The organism is Streptomyces sp. PsTaAH-124 (assembly GCF_000373685.1).
Taxonomy (GTDB): domain Bacteria; phylum Actinomycetota; class Actinomycetes; order Streptomycetales; family Streptomycetaceae; genus Streptomyces; species Streptomyces andamanensis.
In genome coordinates this window covers 66,566-82,642 of record NZ_KB892174.1, presented here as the reverse complement: position 1 = coordinate 82,642, position 16,077 = coordinate 66,566, and the positions used below count along the sequence as shown (strand labels likewise).

Annotated in this window: 10 protein-coding genes; all 10 read left to right on the top strand. The window is 74.5% G+C overall.

Annotated features, from left to right (window positions below):
- Positions 1 to 7: 7 nt before the first annotated feature.
- The 10 genes from B086_RS0120785 (at position 8) to B086_RS0120740 (ending at position 16,018) form a co-directional block, all read left to right on the top strand.
- Positions 8 to 6,049 (top strand): type I polyketide synthase, encoded by a 6,042-nt coding sequence (locus B086_RS0120785; protein WP_018568361.1) that lies wholly within the window; start codon positions 8 to 10, stop codon positions 6,047 to 6,049.
- Between the two features lie 13 nt (positions 6,050 to 6,062).
- Positions 6,063 to 6,968, top strand: coding sequence for a proline iminopeptidase-family hydrolase (locus B086_RS0120780; protein WP_018568360.1), 906 nt, complete (start codon positions 6,063 to 6,065; stop codon positions 6,966 to 6,968).
- 153 nt (positions 6,969 to 7,121) lie between these two features.
- Positions 7,122 to 7,718 (top strand): TetR/AcrR family transcriptional regulator, encoded by a 597-nt coding sequence (locus tag B086_RS0120775; RefSeq protein ID WP_018568359.1) that lies wholly within the window; start codon positions 7,122 to 7,124, stop codon positions 7,716 to 7,718.
- A 324-nt stretch (positions 7,719 to 8,042) separates the two neighbouring features.
- The gene (gene mftA, locus B086_RS45030; RefSeq protein ID WP_018568358.1) at positions 8,043 to 8,162 is read left to right on the top strand and encodes a mycofactocin precursor MftA; all 120 of its coding nucleotides are present in this window, start codon (positions 8,043 to 8,045) and stop codon (positions 8,160 to 8,162) included.
- A gap of 14 nt (positions 8,163 to 8,176) precedes the next feature.
- Complete coding sequence (mftB, locus tag B086_RS40375) at positions 8,177 to 8,497, top strand: mycofactocin biosynthesis chaperone MftB (protein ID WP_018568357.1); 321 nt, start codon at positions 8,177 to 8,179, stop codon at positions 8,495 to 8,497.
- Entirely contained in the window at positions 8,494 to 9,711 is a 1,218-nt protein-coding gene (mftC, locus tag B086_RS0120760) for a mycofactocin radical SAM maturase (RefSeq protein WP_018568356.1), read from the top strand. Before mftB ends, mftC begins: the two co-directional genes overlap by 4 nt.
- A 2-nt stretch (positions 9,712 to 9,713) precedes the next feature.
- Positions 9,714 to 11,708, top strand: a complete 1,995-nt coding sequence (locus B086_RS0120755) for an FAD-dependent oxidoreductase (RefSeq protein ID WP_037873736.1) — start codon at positions 9,714 to 9,716, stop codon at positions 11,706 to 11,708.
- Entirely contained in the window at positions 11,705 to 13,672 is a 1,968-nt protein-coding gene (locus tag B086_RS0120750; protein ID WP_026252612.1) for a mycofactocin system FadH/OYE family oxidoreductase 2, read from the top strand. The genes B086_RS0120755 and B086_RS0120750 overlap by 4 nt, the downstream gene beginning before the upstream one ends.
- A complete protein-coding gene (locus B086_RS40370) occupies positions 13,669 to 14,667 on the top strand; it encodes a mycofactocin-associated electron transfer flavoprotein alpha subunit (RefSeq protein WP_018568353.1) in 999 nt (332 codons plus the stop codon). Before B086_RS0120750 ends, B086_RS40370 begins: the two co-directional genes overlap by 4 nt.
- Positions 14,657 to 16,018: an FAD-dependent oxidoreductase gene (locus tag B086_RS0120740; protein ID WP_018568352.1), complete on the top strand. Its 1,362-nt coding sequence runs from the start codon at positions 14,657 to 14,659 to the stop codon at positions 16,016 to 16,018. Before B086_RS40370 ends, B086_RS0120740 begins: the two co-directional genes overlap by 11 nt.
- Positions 16,019 to 16,077 lie beyond the last annotated feature (59 nt).

The following is a 16,077-nucleotide window of genomic DNA, read 5'->3' as shown; positions in this document are numbered from 1 at the left end:
AGCAGCGATGACCAACCCCCAGACGGGCACCGATCAGAAGCTGGTGGCGGCGCTGCGCGCGTCGCTGAAGGAGAACGAACGGCTGCGCGCGCACCACCGCAGGCTCGACGAGGCCGCGCGGGAGCCGGTGGCGGTCGTCGCGATGGCCTGCCGCTTCCCGGGCGGGGTCCGCTCGCCCGAGGACCTGTGGCGACTGGTCGCCGAGGGCACCGACGCGGTCGCCCCGTTCCCCACAGACCGCGGCTGGGACCTCGCGAAGCTGTACGACCCGGACGGCGAGCGGCCCGACACCAGCTACGCCCGCGAGGGCGGGTTCGTGGACGACGCGGGCGGCTTCGACGCCGACTTCTTCGGGATCAGCCCGCGCGAGGCCCGCTACATCGACCCGCAGCAGCGGCTGCTCCTCGAAGTGTCCTGGGAGGTGTTCGAGCGGGCCGGAATCGACCCGGCGGCCCTCAAGGGCTCGGCCACCGGCGTCTACGCCGGGATGATGTACCACGACTACCCGGCCAACTCGAACACCGGTTCGGTTCTGGCCGGCCGGGTCTCGTACACGTACGGCTTCGAGGGCCCGTCCGTCACCGTGGACACGGCCTGCTCGTCGTCCCTGGTCGGCATGCACCTGGCCGCGCAGGCGCTGCGCTCCGGCGAGGTCGACCTCGCGCTGGCCGGCGGGGTCACCGTCATGGCCAGCCCGGAGACCTTCGTGGAGTTCAGCAGGCAGCGCGGGCTGGCCCCGGACGGCCGCTGCAAGTCCTTCGCCGCCTCGACGGACGGCACCGGCTGGGCGGAGGGCGCCGGTCTCCTGCTGCTGGAACGGCTCTCCGACGCCCGCCGCAACGGCCACCCCGTACTGGCCGTGATCCGCTCCTCCGCCGTCAACCAGGACGGCGCCAGCAACGGCCTGACCGCGCCGAGCGGCCCCGCTCAGCGCCGCGTCATCCAGCAGGCGCTGAGCGCCGCCGGGCTCACCACGGCCGACGTCGACGCGGTCGAGGCGCACGGCACCGGCACCACCCTCGGCGACCCCATCGAGGCGCAGGCGCTGCTGGCCACCTACGGCCAGGACCGCCCCGAGGGCCGCCCGCTGTGGCTCGGCTCCCTCAAGTCGAACATCGGCCACGCCCAGGCCGCCGCCGGTGTCGGCGGTGTGATCAAGATGGTCATGGCCATCCGCGAGGGCGTCCTGCCCAAGACTCTCCACATCGACGAGCCCACCCCGCACGTCGACTGGGAGTCCGGCGCCGTCGAACTGCTCACGGAGTCCCGCGCCTGGCCCGACACCGGCCGCGCCCGCCGCGCCGGTGTGTCGTCCTTCGGCCTCAGCGGCACCAACGCCCACCTGATCATCGAGCAGGCCCCCGCCGAGGAGCCCGTGGACCGGTCCGGCGAGCAGCCCGCGCCGGGCGCGCGCCCGGCCGGTGTGGTCCCGCTGGCACTGTCGGCCGCCTCCTCCGAGGCCCTGCCCGACCAGGCCCGCCGACTGCACACCTGGCTGGCCGCCCGTCCCGGCATCGCCCTGCCCGACCTGGCCCACACCCTGGCCACCGCACGCGGCGCCCTGCGCCACCGCGCCGTCGTCTGCGCCGGGACCCACGAGGACGCCCTCCAGGGCCTGGCCGCCCTCACCGAGGGCCGCACCGCCCCGGGCGTCCTGCGCGGCCGGGCACGGACCACCGGGAAGCTGGCGTTCCTGTTCACCGGGCAGGGGGCGCAGCGGCTCGGCATGGGACGGGAGCTGGCCGAGTCCTACCCTGTGTTCGCTCGGGCGCTGGACGCCGTACTGGCCGCCGTGGACGCCCACTTGGAGCGGCCGTTGCGGGAGGTGATGTGGGGCGAGGACGCCGACCTGCTCAACCAGACCCAGTACACCCAACCGGCGCTGTTCGCCTTCGAGGTCGCGCTGTACCGGCTGGTCGAGTCGTGGGGCGTGACCCCGGACCACCTGGCCGGACACTCCATCGGCGAGATCGCCGCCGCACACGTGGCGGGTGTCTTCTCCCTGGAGGACGCGGCCAAGCTGGTCACCGCCCGGGGACGGCTCATGCAAAGCCTCCCGTCAGGCGGCACGATGATCGCCGTACAGGCCACCGAGGACGAGATCCAGCCGCACCTGACCGAACGGGTCGGCATCGCCGCCCTCAACTCGCCCGATTCCACCGTGATCTCGGGCGCCGAGGCCGAAGTCCGCGCCATCGCGGACCACTTCGCCGCCCAGGGCCGCAAGACCAAGCAGCTCACCGTCAGCCACGCCTTCCACTCACCGCTCATGGAACCGGTCCTGGACGACTTCCGGGCCGTCGCGGAATCGCTCACCTACGAGCAGCCGCTCATCCCCTTCGTCTCCACGGTCACCGGCGACACCGTCACCGACGAACTCACCACCCCCGCCTACTGGACCGAGCACATCCGCAAGCCCGTCCGGCTGACGGACGCCCTCGCCCGCATCCCCGCCGCCACCTTCCTGGAGATCGGCCCCGACGCCGTCCTCACCGCGCTCGGACCGGCCGTGGCCGAGGACGCCGTGTTCGTCCCCGCGCAGCGCCGCAACCGCGAAGAGGTACGTGAACTCGTCTCCGCGCTCGGTCAGTTGCACACGTCGGGTGTCCGGGTCGACTGGGCCGGGTACTTCGCGGGCACCGGTGTCCGGCGGGTCGACGACCTGCCGACGTACGCCTTCCGGCGGACCCGCTACTGGCTGACGCCCAAGGAGTACGCGGGCGGTTCCTGGCCGGGCGCGGGCGGCGGTGACGTGTCCGAGGCGGGGCTGTGGGCGCCGGAGCACCCGCTGCTGGGGGCGGCGGTGCCGTCACCGGAGTCGGACGGGGTGGTGTTCACCGGGCGGCTGTCCCGCGACAGCCACCCCTGGCTCGCCGATCACGCGGTCGGGGGCACCACGCTCTACCCGGGCACCGGTTTCGTCGAGCTGGCGCTGGCCGCCGGGGCGCAGACCGGCTTCGAGACACTGGCCGAACTGACCCTGGAAGCCCCGCTGGTGGTGCCCGAACAGGGCGGGGTCGCCTTCCAGGTCGTCGTCGGGGAGGGCACCGAGACCCGTACCGTCGCCGTCTACGCCCGGGAGGAGGACGCGGAGGCAGGCGCCTCCTGGACCCGGCACGCGACGGGCACGCTCAGCGCCACCCCGGCCACCCCGGCCTCCCCGACCACCACGCCCGCCCCGTCCGGGGATCTGGCGGTGTGGCCGCCGGCCGGTGCCGAGCCGCTGCCCGTCGAGGGGATGTACGAGGAGCTGGCCGAGGCCGGGTTCGGGTACGGGCCCGCCTTCCAGGGGCTGACGGCCGCCTGGCGGGACGGGGACGACCTGTACGCCGAGATCACCCCGCCCGAGGGCACGGTGGTCGAGAGCACGGCCGCCGAGGGCTTCGGGCTGCACCCGGCGCTGTTCGACGCCTGTCTGCATGTGTTCGGGCTGGTGTCGGACGGGGAGTCGGCGCGGGTGCCGTTCGCCTGGTCGTCGGTGGCACTGCACGCCTGGGGCGCGTCGGCGCTGCGGGTGCGGCTGACGCCGTCGGCGGACGGGGACGGCATGGCGCTGGAGGTCGCGGACGCCCAGGGCGCGCCGGTGCTGTCGGTGGGTTCGCTGGTGCTGCGGGAGGTCGCGGCGCCGCGTCCGGCGGGCGGCGACAGCCTCTTCCGGGTCGAGTGGACCCCGCTGGACGGGGCGGCTGCCCCGGCCGGGGACGGGAGCGCCGCGACCGGGGTGGCGGTGCTGCGGACCCGGCCGGGGGTGAGCGCCGCCGAGACACACGCGGAGGTGCTGCGGGTCCTCGGCGAGGTCCAGGAGGCGGTCGACTCCGGTGCCCGGCTGACGGTGGTGACGGGCGGGGCGGTGGCGCTGGCGGGCGAGGACGTCACCGACCCGGCCGGAGCCGCCGTCTGGGGTCTCGTACGCTCCGCACAGGCCGAGAACCCCGGCCAGTTCGTCCTCGTCGACACCGACACCGACCCCTCCGCAGGAGACACCTTCCTGGAGGCCGCCCTCACCACGGGCGAACCCCAGGTCCTGATCCGGGGCGGGCACCTCCACGCCGCCCGCCTCACCCGGCACACCCCCACCGAGAGTGACCAGCCCGCCGCCGTCTTCACCCCCGACAGCACCGTCCTGGTCAGCGGGGCGGGCGGCGCGCTCGGCCGGGCGGTCGGACGGCATCTGGTCGGCGCGTACGGGGTGCGGCGCCTTGTGCTGGCGAGCCGGCGCGGTCCGTCCGATCCGGCGATGACCGCGCTGCGCGACGAACTGGCCGCCCTCGGCGCGGACATCGCGGTCGCGGCCTGCGACCTGGCCGACCCGGAGGCCACGGCCGCGCTGCTGGACGCGCATCCCGTGGACGCCGTCGTGCACGTCGCCGGAGTCCTGGACGACGGACTCGTCACCTCCCTCACCCCGGAACGGGTGGCGGCCGTCCTGCGGCCCAAGGTGGACGCGGCCTGGAACCTGCACGATCTCACCCAGGGCCGCCCGCTCACCGCGTTCGTGCTGTTCTCCTCGGCGGCGGGCACCGTCGGCAACGCGGGCCAGGGCTCCTACGCCGCCGCCAACTCCTATCTCGACGCCCTCGCCACCCACCGCGCCCACCAGGGGCTGCCCGGCCTCTCCCTGGCCTGGGGCCTGTGGGCCGACGGGTCGGGCATGGCCGGGGAACTGGCCGAGGCGGACCGCGCCCGGCTGGACCGCTCCGGGGTGCGGGAGATGTCCGAGGCGGAGGGTCTCGCGCTCTTCGACACGGCGTGCGCGGCGGACCGGGCGGCGCTGGTGCCGATCCGGTTCGACTTCAAGGCGCTGGCCGCGGCGGGCGAACCGCCCGCGCTGTTCCGCTCGTTGGTGCGCACGGCCGCACGGCGGCGGGCCGCGGGCGACGACCCGGCGGCGCTGCGCGCCCGGCTGGCCCGGCTGGACGACGGGGAGCGGGAGCAGGAGATCCTGGCGCTGGTGCTGCGGCACTCGGCGACGGTGCTGGGGCACGGCGGCGCCGACGCGGTCGATCCCGAACGGGGCTTCCTGGAGGCGGGGTTCGACTCGCTGAGCGTGATGGAGCTGCGCTCGGCCCTGCACGACGACCTGGGCGTGACGCTCCCGTCGACGGCGGTCTTCGACAGCCGCACGCCCGCGGGACTCGCCCGCAGGCTGCGCGAGGAGTTCACCGCGGAACCCGCGGCGAGCACGCCGGCCGCACGCGGCGAGACGGTTCCCGGGCTGTTCCGTGACGCGGTGCTGGCGGGCGACTCGGACGGCGGCTTCGCGCTGCTGCGGGCGGTGGCCGATCTGCGGCCGCACTTCGCCTCGGCGGCGCAGTTCACGGGCGAGCTGGGGCCGCAGCGGCTCGCCGAGGGCCCGGCCCGGCCGCGGCTGGTGTGCCTGAGCACGCCGATGGCGACCGGGGGCCAGCACCAGCACGCCCGGCTGGCCTCGCACTTCCGCGGGGTGCGTCCGGTGAGCACCCTGCCGACGCCCGGGTTCACCCCCGGAGACAGCCTGCCCGGCTCGGTGGACGCGCTCACCGCGATCCTCGCGGACGCCGTGCTGAACGCCGCCGAGGGCGAGCCGTACGTGCTGTTCGGCTACTCCTCCGGTGGTCTGATCGCCTACGCGACGGCGGCCCGCCTGGAGGAGATGGGGGCCGGGCCCGCGGGTGTGGTGCTGGTGGACAGCTACCAGGTGTCCGGCGGCGGGGTCAGCGCGCAGGTGTTCCAGGAGATGGCCGTGACGCTGGTCGAACAGGACGCGGAATTCGGCCTGTTCGGCAGTACGGGGCTGTCGGCGATGACCCGCTACTTCGATCTGCTGCCGCAGTGCCCGCTGGACCCGATCTCCGCGCCGGTGCTGTTCCTGGGCGCCGACCGCTCGTTCCTGCCCGAGGAGTCGGCGGCGGCCGAGGAGGAGTGGCGGGCCAGGCCCTGGCGTCCCGAGCACACCTACCGGCCGGTGCCGGCCACGCACTTCACCGTCATCGAGGACGACGCCGAGGCCACCGCCGCGCTGGTGGAGGAGTTCCTCGGCACGCTCGCTCCCGTTCCCGCCCGTACCTGACGAGGTGTCCGACATGTCCGTGCCCCACACCGTCAAGGGGACCGTCCCCTTCGGCGAGTACAAGACCTGGTACCGCCTCAGCGGCGATCCGGGCACCTCCCCGCGGCCGACGCTGGTGGCCGTGCACGGCGGGCCCGGCAGCACGCACGACTATCTGCGCTCCCTGGAGGTGTTCGCCGCGGTGGGCTGGCCGGTGGTCCTCTACGACCAGCTCGGCAACGGCGGCTCCACACATCTGCCGGACAAGGGACCGGAGTTCTGGACGCCCGAGCTGTTCCTCGACGAGCTGGACAACCTGCTCGACCGGCTGGGGATCGCGGACGACTACGTGCTGTTCGGGCAGTCCTGGGGCGGTCTGGTGGTCGCCAGGCACGCCGCGGCACGGCCCCGGGGACTGCGCGGCCTGGTCGTCGCCAACGCCCCGGCGTCCTACCCGCTGTGGCTGCGGGAGATGGAGGTGCTGCGCGCCCAGCTGCCGCCCGGGATCAACGACGTGCTGCTGCGGCACGAGGCGGCCGGGACGACGGACAGCGAGGAGTACCACGCGGCGATGCGGGTCTTCTACGACCGGCACGTGTGCCGGCTCAAGCCGTGGCCGCGCGACTACCAGGCGTCGTTCTACGAGATCACCAACGACCCGACCGTGTACCACGCGATGAACGGCCCCAGTGAGTTCCATGTGATCGGCACGCTCAAGGACTGGGGGGTGGAGGACTGCCTGCCGGACATCGAGGTGCCCACGCTGGTGCTGTCCGGCGCCCATGACGAGGCCACGCCCGAGACGGTGCGGCCGTACGCGGAGCTGATCCCCGACGCACGCTGGGAGGTCTTCCCCGAGTCGAGCCACCTGCCGCACCTGGAGGAACCGGAGCGGTTCATCGCCACCATGATCGAGTACCTGAAGGGGCTGCCCGGCTGACCCACGCCTGCGGGCGGGCACACGAGAACACGGGAGCCGCCCTCCGGGACACACCCCGGGGGGGCGCCCGGCCACCTACGGCGACAGACACCAGACGCCTGTATAAGACGCTTGACTTAGACGGTCGTATGGAAAATGTGGTAAGGTCGTGGAATGGGACATCGCGACGCTCTACTCGAAGGTGCGAAGCAGTGCCTGACTGAAAAAGGCTATGCGCGCACGACCGCCCGTGACATCGTCGCCGCTTCCGGCGCGAACCTCGCCTCCATCGGCTACCACTACGGTTCCAAGGAGGCGCTTCTGAACGAGGCGCTGATCCAGGCGAACGCCGAGTGGGGCGAGGCCCTGGAGAAGTCCATGGTCTACGACGCCGACGCCACCGCCGCGCCGCACGAGCAGTTCGAGGCGATCTGGACCAAGGTGATCGAGCTGTTCTCCGGCCACCGCCGGCTGTGGGCCGCCAACTTCGAGGCGTTCACGCAGATCGAGCACTCGCCGGAGATCCGCGAGGCGCTCGCCAGCGGTCTCCAGGAGGCCCGGTTCGGCATGGGCGAGAGCCTGTTGGCACGGCTTGCGGAGGGGCACGACGAGCGGGCCGTGCGCGCGGTCGGCTCCTTCTTCCAGGCGCTGCTGACCGGCGTCATGGCCCAGTGGCTGATCGACCCGGAATCCGCGCCCACCGGCCAGGACCTTTCCTACGCACTGCTCGCGATCACCGCCGGGCTGCGCGAGAAAGAGATGTCCGAGTGAGCGGACGCACCGGCCGGTGAGCGGGCGGAAATCCGGCTGACCCGGCCCCGCCCATTACCGGCGGACTTTCCCGGACGCCCGACACCCTTTTCGGCGCACCACGCGATGGACCCGAAAGACCTGCGATCCCCGAAAGACCCGGAAGACCCGAAAGATTGCAAGTCCCGCACGACCTGCCGGTCCTGCAATCCCTGCAAGGATCTGAAGACCCGCAAGCCCCGAAGGACCACCCCTGATTTGTTAGGGGTGGTCCTTTTCCATGTCCTCCTGCACGCTTTTTCCCAGGACGGTCACCCACCCCATCTCAGCGAAGGAGGGCCGACTGTGGACGGCGAGGAGACGACCCGGACCGCCGAGGCGCCCGAGTTCCCGGCGGAGGCCGAGTACACGGAGGAACTGCTCGTCGAGGAGGTCTCCATCGACGGCATGTGCGGCGTCTACTGACCGGAGGCCCACCCGTGTTCACCCCCGAGCGCCCCTACCGGTGCTCCCCCAGCGTGGCCCTGCGCCCGGAGCCCTTCGGGGCGCTCGCCTACCACTTCGGCACCCGCAGGCTCTGCTTCCTGAAGACCCCCGAACTCGTCACGGTCGTCACCTCGCTCGCCGAACACGCCGATGTGCACGCCGCCCTGGACGCGGCCGGGCTGTCCGCCGGGCAGCGGTCCGGCACCCTGCACGCCCTCGCCGCGCTCGCCGCCGGGGGCGTGATCGAACCGCGCGGCGACGCGGCCGCCGGTCCGGCGCCGCGCTCCGGCGACCTTCTGGAGGAGACAGCGTGAAGCTCGTCGACCACTTCGAGCGCGGCCTCGACGCCCCCATCTGCCTCACCTGGGAGCTGACCTACGCCTGCAACCTGGCGTGTGTGCACTGCCTGTCCTCCTCCGGGCGGCGCGACCCCCGGGAGCTGACCACGGCCGAGTGCAGGGCCGTGATCGACGAGCTGGAACGCATGCAGGTCTTCTACGTCAACATCGGCGGCGGCGAACCCACCGTGCGCCCCGACTTCTGGGAACTCGTCGAGTACGCCACCGCCCACCGGGTCGGGGTGAAGTTCTCCACCAACGGGGTGCGGATCACCCCCGAACGGGCCCGGTGGCTGGCCGCGAGCGACTACGTCGACGTGCAGATCTCGCTGGACGGCGCGGACGCCGCGACCAACGACGCGGTGCGCGGCCCCGGTTCGTTCGACACCGCGATGACGGCGATCCGCAATCTGGCCGACGCCGGGTTCGGCGGCTTCAAGCTCAGCGTGGTCGTCACCCGGCAGAACGCCGGCCAGCTCGACGCCTTCAAGGCCATCGCCGACGCCCACGGCGCCCAGCTGCGGCTGACCCGGCTGCGGCCCTCCGGGCGCGGCGCCGACGTCTGGGACGAGCTGCACCCCACCGCCGGACAGCAGCGCACGCTGTACGAGTGGCTGCTCAAGCACGGCGAGAACGTGCTGACCGGCGACTCCTTCTTCCACCTCAACGCCCTCGGCCCGGCCGCGCTGCCGGGCCTGAACCTGTGCGGGGCGGGCCGGGTGGTGTGCCTGATCGACCCGGTCGGCGACGTGTACGCCTGCCCGTTCGCGATCCACGACACGTTCCTCGCGGGCAATGTGCGCACCCCGGGCGGATTCACCGCCGTGTGGCGCGAGTCCGAGCTGTTCACCGAGCTGCGCTCGCCGCAGTCCGGGGGCGCCTGCACGTCCTGCTCGGCGTACGACGCCTGCCGGGGCGGCTGCATGGCGGCCAAGTTCTTCACCGGGCTGCCGCTGGACGGGCCGGACCCCGAGTGCGTCAAGGGCAACGGGGAACGGGCGCTGGCCGCGGTCGGCGCGGGCGCGGCGCCGCGCCCCTCCGGCGACCACTCGCACCGTACCCGCGCCGCCCGCGGCCCCGTCCCGGTCACCATCGGACGGCGTCCGGCGCACCCCGCGGCCGTGCCGGACCGGGCCTGCGCGACCAGTCCGCTGGCCGGGTTCGGCACCGGCCGTCCGGGGGCGGCGTGACCATGCGCCTGACCGAGCCCGTCACCCTGGGCCCGCGCACCGCCCCCAGCCGGGTGATGTTCGGGCCGCACGAGACCAACCTCGCCCGCGGCCGGGCCCTTTCGGACCGGCACGTCGCCTACTACGCGCGGCGCGCGGCCGGCGGCGCCGGTCTGATCGTCACCGAGACCGCGAGCGTGCACCCCTCCGACTGGCCCTACGAGCGTGCCCCGCTGGCCGCCGACTGCGGCCCCGGCTGGGCGGCGACCGCGGCGGCCTGCGCGCCGCACGGGGCACTGGTGGTGGCCTCCCTCGGCCACTCCGGATCGCAGGGCTCGTCCGCCTATCACCAGTCGGCGCTGTGGGCGCCGTCCCGGGTCGCCGACGTGGTGAGCCGGGAACTGCCCATGGAGCTGGAGGAACCCGAACTCGACGCGCTGCGCGCCGGGTTCGCCGACGCCGCCCGGATCGCCGCCGCGAGCGGCCTGGACGGGGTGGAGATCGAGGCCGGGCAGCACAGCCTGCTGCGCCAGTTCCTGTCCGGGCTGACCAACCAGCGCCAGGACGCCTACGGCACCGACCGCGCGCTGCTGCTGCGCCAGGTGCTCGCCGCCGTACGCGCCGGGATCGGCGACGGGCGGCTGCTGGGCCTCAGGCTGTCCTGCGACGAACTCGCCCCCTGGGCGGGCATCACCCCCGCGCACGCCGAGGAGCTGGCCCGCGAACTCGCGCCGCTGCTCGACTACTTGGTGGTGGTGCGCGGCTCCGCGATGGCCGTCTCCGCCACCCGCCCCGACTTCCACACCCCGGCCGGGTTCAACACCGAGCTGTGCGCGGCCGTGCGCGCGGCGGTGGACGGCCGGGTACCGGTGGTGCTCCAGGGCTCGGTGACCGACCCCGCCCGCGCCGAGGACGCGCTGACCGGCGGGACCGCCGACCTGGTGGAGATGACCCGCGCGCAGATCGCCGCACCGGAGCTGGTCGCGCTGGTGCGCTCCGGGCACCCCGAGCGGGTGCGGCCGTGCGTGCTGTGCAACCAGAAGTGCCGCGTACGGGACAACCGCAATCCGGTGGTCTCGTGCGCCGTGGACCCCCGCAGCGGCCACGAGACCGAGGATCCGCCCGACTTCCCCCGCGGGCGTCCGGTGGCCGGGGCCGCTGCGGAGCGGAGAACGGACGCGCCCGGGAGGCCCGACGACGTGCCTCCCGGGACGTCCGGATCCGGAGAGCCGGACGCGGTGCTCGTGGTCGGCGGCGGGCCCGCCGGTCTGGAGGCCGCGCGGGTACTGGCCGCGCACGGACGGCGGGTGGAACTGGTGGAGCGCGCCGGACGGCTCGGCGGCATGCTGCGCGTGGCGGGCGGACGCTGGGCGCCGCTGCTGGACTGGCTGGAGGCGGAGGTGCGGCGGCTCGGTGTCACGGTGCGGACCGCGACCGCGGCCGGTGAGGCGCAGCTGACCGGCCGCCGGGTGGTGCTCGCCACCGGCTCCCGGCCCGGCCCGCGCCGCTACGACATCGACGGCGGTACGGTCCTGGAGGCGGCCGACGTACTGGCGGGCCGGGCCGAAGTGCCCGACGGGCCGGTGCTGGTGGACGACCCGGTCGGGGACGCCACCGGGGTCGCGGTCGCCGAACTGCTGGCCGCGCGCGGCACCGCCGTGCTGTTCGTCACCCAGGACCCGGTAGCCGGCACCCAGTTGGCGCTGACCGGGGACCTCGCCGACGCCCACGGACGGCTGGTGCGCGCCGGGGTGAGCCTGCTGCGGCGCACCGTGCTGCGCTCGGTGCTCGCCGACGCCGCGCTGGTCGAGGACGTCCTCACCGGTGAGCAGCGCAAGGTGGGCTGCGCGGCGGTGGTGCACTGCGGGCACCGGCTGCCCGACACGGAGCTGACCGGCCCGGACGGCGCCGTGCACGCGGGCGACCGGGTCGCCCCGCGCACCGTGCACGAAGCGCTGCTGGAGGGCCGCCGGGCGGCGCTCGCCCTGTGCGGCGCGGACGGGGGCGGTGCCCGATGAGCGGTTTCCGGCACCTGTTCTCCCCGCTGCGGCTGGGTCCGCTGACCCTCGCCAACCGGATCGTGTTCTCCGCCCACTTGACCAACTACGCCGAGGACGGCCTGCCCAGCGAGCAGCACGCGGCGTACTACGCGGCGCGCGCGGCCGGCGGCGCGGGGCTGATCATCACCGAGGAGCACTCCACCCACGTCACCGACTGGCCGTACGAGAAGCTGATCCACGGGTTCAGCCCGCGGGTGGTCGCCGGGTACCGGCGCATCACCGAGGCCGTGCACGCGCACGGCACGCCGATCCTCGCCCAGCTCAACCACAACGGCGGCCAGGCGTCCTCGATGTACTCCCGGCTGCCGGTGTGGGCGCCCTCACCGGTGCCCGACCCGCTCTTCCGCGAGGTGCCCAAGGAGGTCACCGTCGCGGAGATCGCCGAGATCGTGGCCGGGTACGCGGCTGTGGCCGCGCACTGCGCCGAGGGCGGCTTCGACGGCGTCGAACTCCAGTGCTCGCACTCCTCGATCGTGCGCGGCTTCCTCTCCCCCGCCACCAATCTGCGCACCGACGCCTACGGCGGCCCGCTGGAGAACCGGGCGCGGCTGCTGCGGGAGATCGTCGACGCGGTGCGCGAGGCCATCGGACCCGGCCGGGTGCTGGGGGTGCGGCTGTGCGGCGACGAACTCATGGACGGCGGCACCGCCATCGCCGAGGCCGTCGAGACGGCCCGGATGGTGGAGGCCACCGGCAAGGCCGACTACATCAACACCTCGATCGGCGTGGCCACTTCGACCCTGTACATGATCGAGGCGTCGATGTCGGTGCCGCCCGGCTACGCCCTGTTCATCTCCAACGCGATCCGCCGCGCGGTACGGCTGCCGGTGATCGGCGTGGGCCGGATCAAGGACCCGGTGCAGGCCGAGCGGGCGCTCGCCGAGGGCCACTGCGACCTGGTCGGGGTGGTGCGCGGGCAGATCGCCGACCCGGACTTCGCCGCCAAGGCCCGCGCCGGGCACACCCCGCACATCCGGACCTGCCTGTCCTGCAACCAGGAGTGCGTGGGCCGCATGGGCCTCAACCGCTGGCTGGGCTGCGTGGAGAACCCGCGCGCGGGCCGCGAGGCGGTGCCGCTGCCCGCGCCGGGCCCCCGGCCGCGCCGGATCCTGGTCGTGGGCGGCGGCCCCGCCGGGCTCCAGGCCGCCGCGACGGCCGCCGGCCGCGGGCACGCGGTCACCCTCTACGAGCGCGCGCCGGCCACCGGCGGCCAGGTGGCGACGGCCGCGACCGCGCCCGGCCGCGCCGAGTTCCTCGACGTGGTGCGCAACCTGCTCGCCGAGTGCGTACGGCACGGCGTGGACATCCGCACCGGGACCGAGGCCACGGCCGAGTCGCTGCGCGCCGAGGCGCCCGACGCGGTCGTCCTCGCCACCGGGGCCCGGCCGCAGCCGCCGTACTGGGCGGGCGGCCTGGAGCACGTCGTGGACGTACGGGACGTCCTGGAGGGCCGGGCCGCGCCCGCCGCCGGGCAGCGCGTCCTGGTCGTCGACGAACTGGGCTTCCACCAGGCCACGTCGGTGGCGGAGCTGCTGGCCGACCGGGGCTGCCGGGTGCGGATCAGCACGCCCGCGATGGTCGTCGGACAGGACCTCGGCGTCACCCTCGACCTGGAGACGTACAGCGTGCGCGCGCACGGCAAAGGCATCGGACACGCCACCGACCAGGTGGTGACGGGCGCCCGGCCGGGCCCGGAGGGGAGCGGGGCGGTGGAACTGGACATCCTCACCCACACCACGGGCGAGGTGGCGCAGGAGCGGTACGACTGGGTGGTGTGCGCCCTGCACCAGACACCCGAGGACGCCCTCTGGCACGCCCTCAAGGACGCCCCGTTCCCGGTCCACCGGGCGGGCGACTGCCTCACCCCGCGCCGCGCCCACGCGGCCGTCGTCGAGGGCCACCGGGCGGGGGTGGCGCTGTGAGCGGGCAGGAGAGCGCCGGTGCGCCCGCCGGGCGCGTCGCCGTCGTCGTCGTCCGGGACGGGCAACTGCCGCTGGGCGCGGACGAGTCCGCCGCGGAGGCGGACGGGAACGTGCTGGTCGCCGGGACCGGCGCGCGCGAGGGCGCGCTGCGGCTGGTGGCCGGGCGCCGGATCCGGGCCTTCGAGACCACCACGGCGCCCGCCGCGCTGGCCGCCGCGCTCGCCCCGCTGCTCGCTCCCGCCCACACCGTCGTACTGCCCGCCTCGCCGGACGGCCGCGACCTCGCGCCGCGCCTGGCCGCCGCGCTGGGCCGCCCGCTGCTCGCCGGGGCGCAGGAGATCCTGGCGCACGGCGCCGACGTACTGCGGCTGGGCGGCAGCGCGCTGGTCGAACTCACCGTGGACGGACCGTTCGTGGCCACCCTGGAGCCCGGGGTGCGCGGCGCGCTGCCGGTCGCCGAACCCCCCGAGGTGAGCGATCTCGTCCTGCCCGCGCCCTCGCCGTCCGCCGCGAGCGCGGGCCCGGACGCGGTGCACACCGGCGCCCTGGACGCCTCCGCCGGCACCGCCGACCTCGCCGGGGCCCGGCGGCTGCTCGGCGCCGGCGGCGGCCTGCGCGGGCCCGAGGCGGTCGCGCTGCTCGGCGAACTCGGTGCGGCGCTGGACATGGCGGTGGGCGGCACCCGGGTGGTCACGGACGCGGGCTGGCTGGAGTACGCCCGGCAGATCGGCACCACCGGCGTGACCGTCGACCCCGATCTGTACGTCGCCTTCGGGATCTCCGGCGCCCCGCACCACACCGGCGGCCTGGGGGCGCCGCGCCATGTGGTGAGCGTCAACACGGACCCGTACTGCCCGATGACCGCGATGGCGGACCTGGGCATCGTGGCCGACGCGCCCGCCGTACTCGCCGCGCTGCTGCGGCAGTTGCGCGAGAAGAGCGGGGACGGCGAAGAACTCCCGGCAGGAAACGGGGAGGTGCGCGATGCCGCCTGAGAGGCGCACGGAGGCGAGCGCGGCAGCGCGGACGGAAGGGGACACGGACTTCGACGTGGTCGTCGTCGGCGCGGGTCCGGCCGGGTCGGCCGCCGCGCTGGAGGCGGCCCGCGCCGGACTGCGGGTGGCCCTGCTGGAGCGCGGGCCCTACCCGGGCGCGAAGAACGTGTACGGCGGGGTCGTCTACGGCCGGATCCTGGACGAGCTGGTCCCCGGCTGGTGGGAGCACATGCCCGTGCAGCGCTGGGTGACCCGGCGCTCCACGATGGTGCTCACCGGCCATCAGGCACTCACCGTCGACTTCCGCACCGAGGACTGGGGCCGCCCCCCGTACAACGGCGCCACCGCCTTCCGCTCCGAACTGGACGGCTGGCTCGCCTCGCTCGCCGAGGACGCGGGCGCCGTGCTGGTGCCCGCCACCACCGCGACCGGGCTGCTGCGCGGTCCCGGCGGCCGGGTGAGCGGGGTGCGCACCGACCGGCCCGACGGCGACCTCACCGCGCGGGTGGTCATCGCCTGCGACGGCGTCAACTCCTTCCTCGCCAAGGAGGCGGGCCTGTTCGCGAAGGTGCCGGGCCGGCAGTCCGAGCACACCTCGCTCGGGGTGAAGGAGACGCTGGCGCTGCCCCGCGAGGTCATCGAGGAGCGCTTCGGGGTGAGCGGGCGGCACGGCCAGGACATCGAGATCCTCGGCTGCACCGGCTCCGTGCCCGGCGGCGGGTTCCTCTACACCAACCTGGACTCGGTCAGCGTGGGCGTGGTGCTGTCGCTGACCGGACTCGCCGCGTCGGGGCGCCGCCCCGAGGAGGTGCTCGCCGGGCTGAAGTCCCACCCGGCCGTCGCCCCGCTGCTGCGCGGCGCCGAACTCAAGGAGTACTCGGCTCACTTGATCCCCGAGGGCGGCTACGACAGCATGCCCGAGCTGGCCGGGGACGGCATCCTCGTCGCCGGGGACGCCGCCGCGATGTGTCTGGCCGCCGGGGTCTGGCTGGAGGGCGTCAACTACGCGCTGGGCGCGGGCATGCACGCCGGGCGGGCCGCCGCCGCGGCGATCGCCGCGGGCGACACCTCCCGGGCCGGACTCGCCGGTTACCGCGGGCGGCTGGAGGAGTCCTTCGTGCTGGCCGACCACCGCAGGCTGCGCCGGGTCCCGGGACTGGTCTTCTCCGAGCGGATGCAGCAGACGTACCCCGGGCTGCTGTGCGACGTGGCACAGGGGTTCTTCACGGTCGACAACCCGCGTCCCAAGCCGGGCCTGCGCAGGCTGCTGACCGGCGCGGCCCGTCGGCGCGGTCTGCGGCTGCGCCATGTGCTGTCCGACGCGTTCACGGGAACGAGGTCCTTCGGATGAACCGGACGACGACGAGGGCCGGGGCCGCTGCGGCACCGGACACGCCACCGGCACTTTCT

Excerpts from the sequence above, each read along its gene's own strand:
- B086_RS0120785 (WP_018568361.1), top strand. The coding sequence starts at position 8 with ATGACCAACCCCCAGACGGGCACCGATCAGAAGCTGGTGGCGGCGCTG.
- B086_RS0120780 (WP_018568360.1), top strand. The coding sequence starts at position 6,063 with ATGTCCGTGCCCCACACCGTCAAGGGGACCGTCCCCTTCGGCGAGTAC.
- B086_RS0120775 (WP_018568359.1), top strand. The coding sequence starts at position 7,122 with ATGGGACATCGCGACGCTCTACTCGAAGGTGCGAAGCAGTGCCTGACT.
- B086_RS0120755 (WP_037873736.1), top strand. The coding sequence starts at position 9,714 with ATGCGCCTGACCGAGCCCGTCACCCTGGGCCCGCGCACCGCCCCCAGC.
- B086_RS0120750 (WP_026252612.1), top strand. The coding sequence starts at position 11,705 with ATGAGCGGTTTCCGGCACCTGTTCTCCCCGCTGCGGCTGGGTCCGCTG.
- B086_RS0120740 (WP_018568352.1), top strand. The coding sequence starts at position 14,657 with ATGCCGCCTGAGAGGCGCACGGAGGCGAGCGCGGCAGCGCGGACGGAA.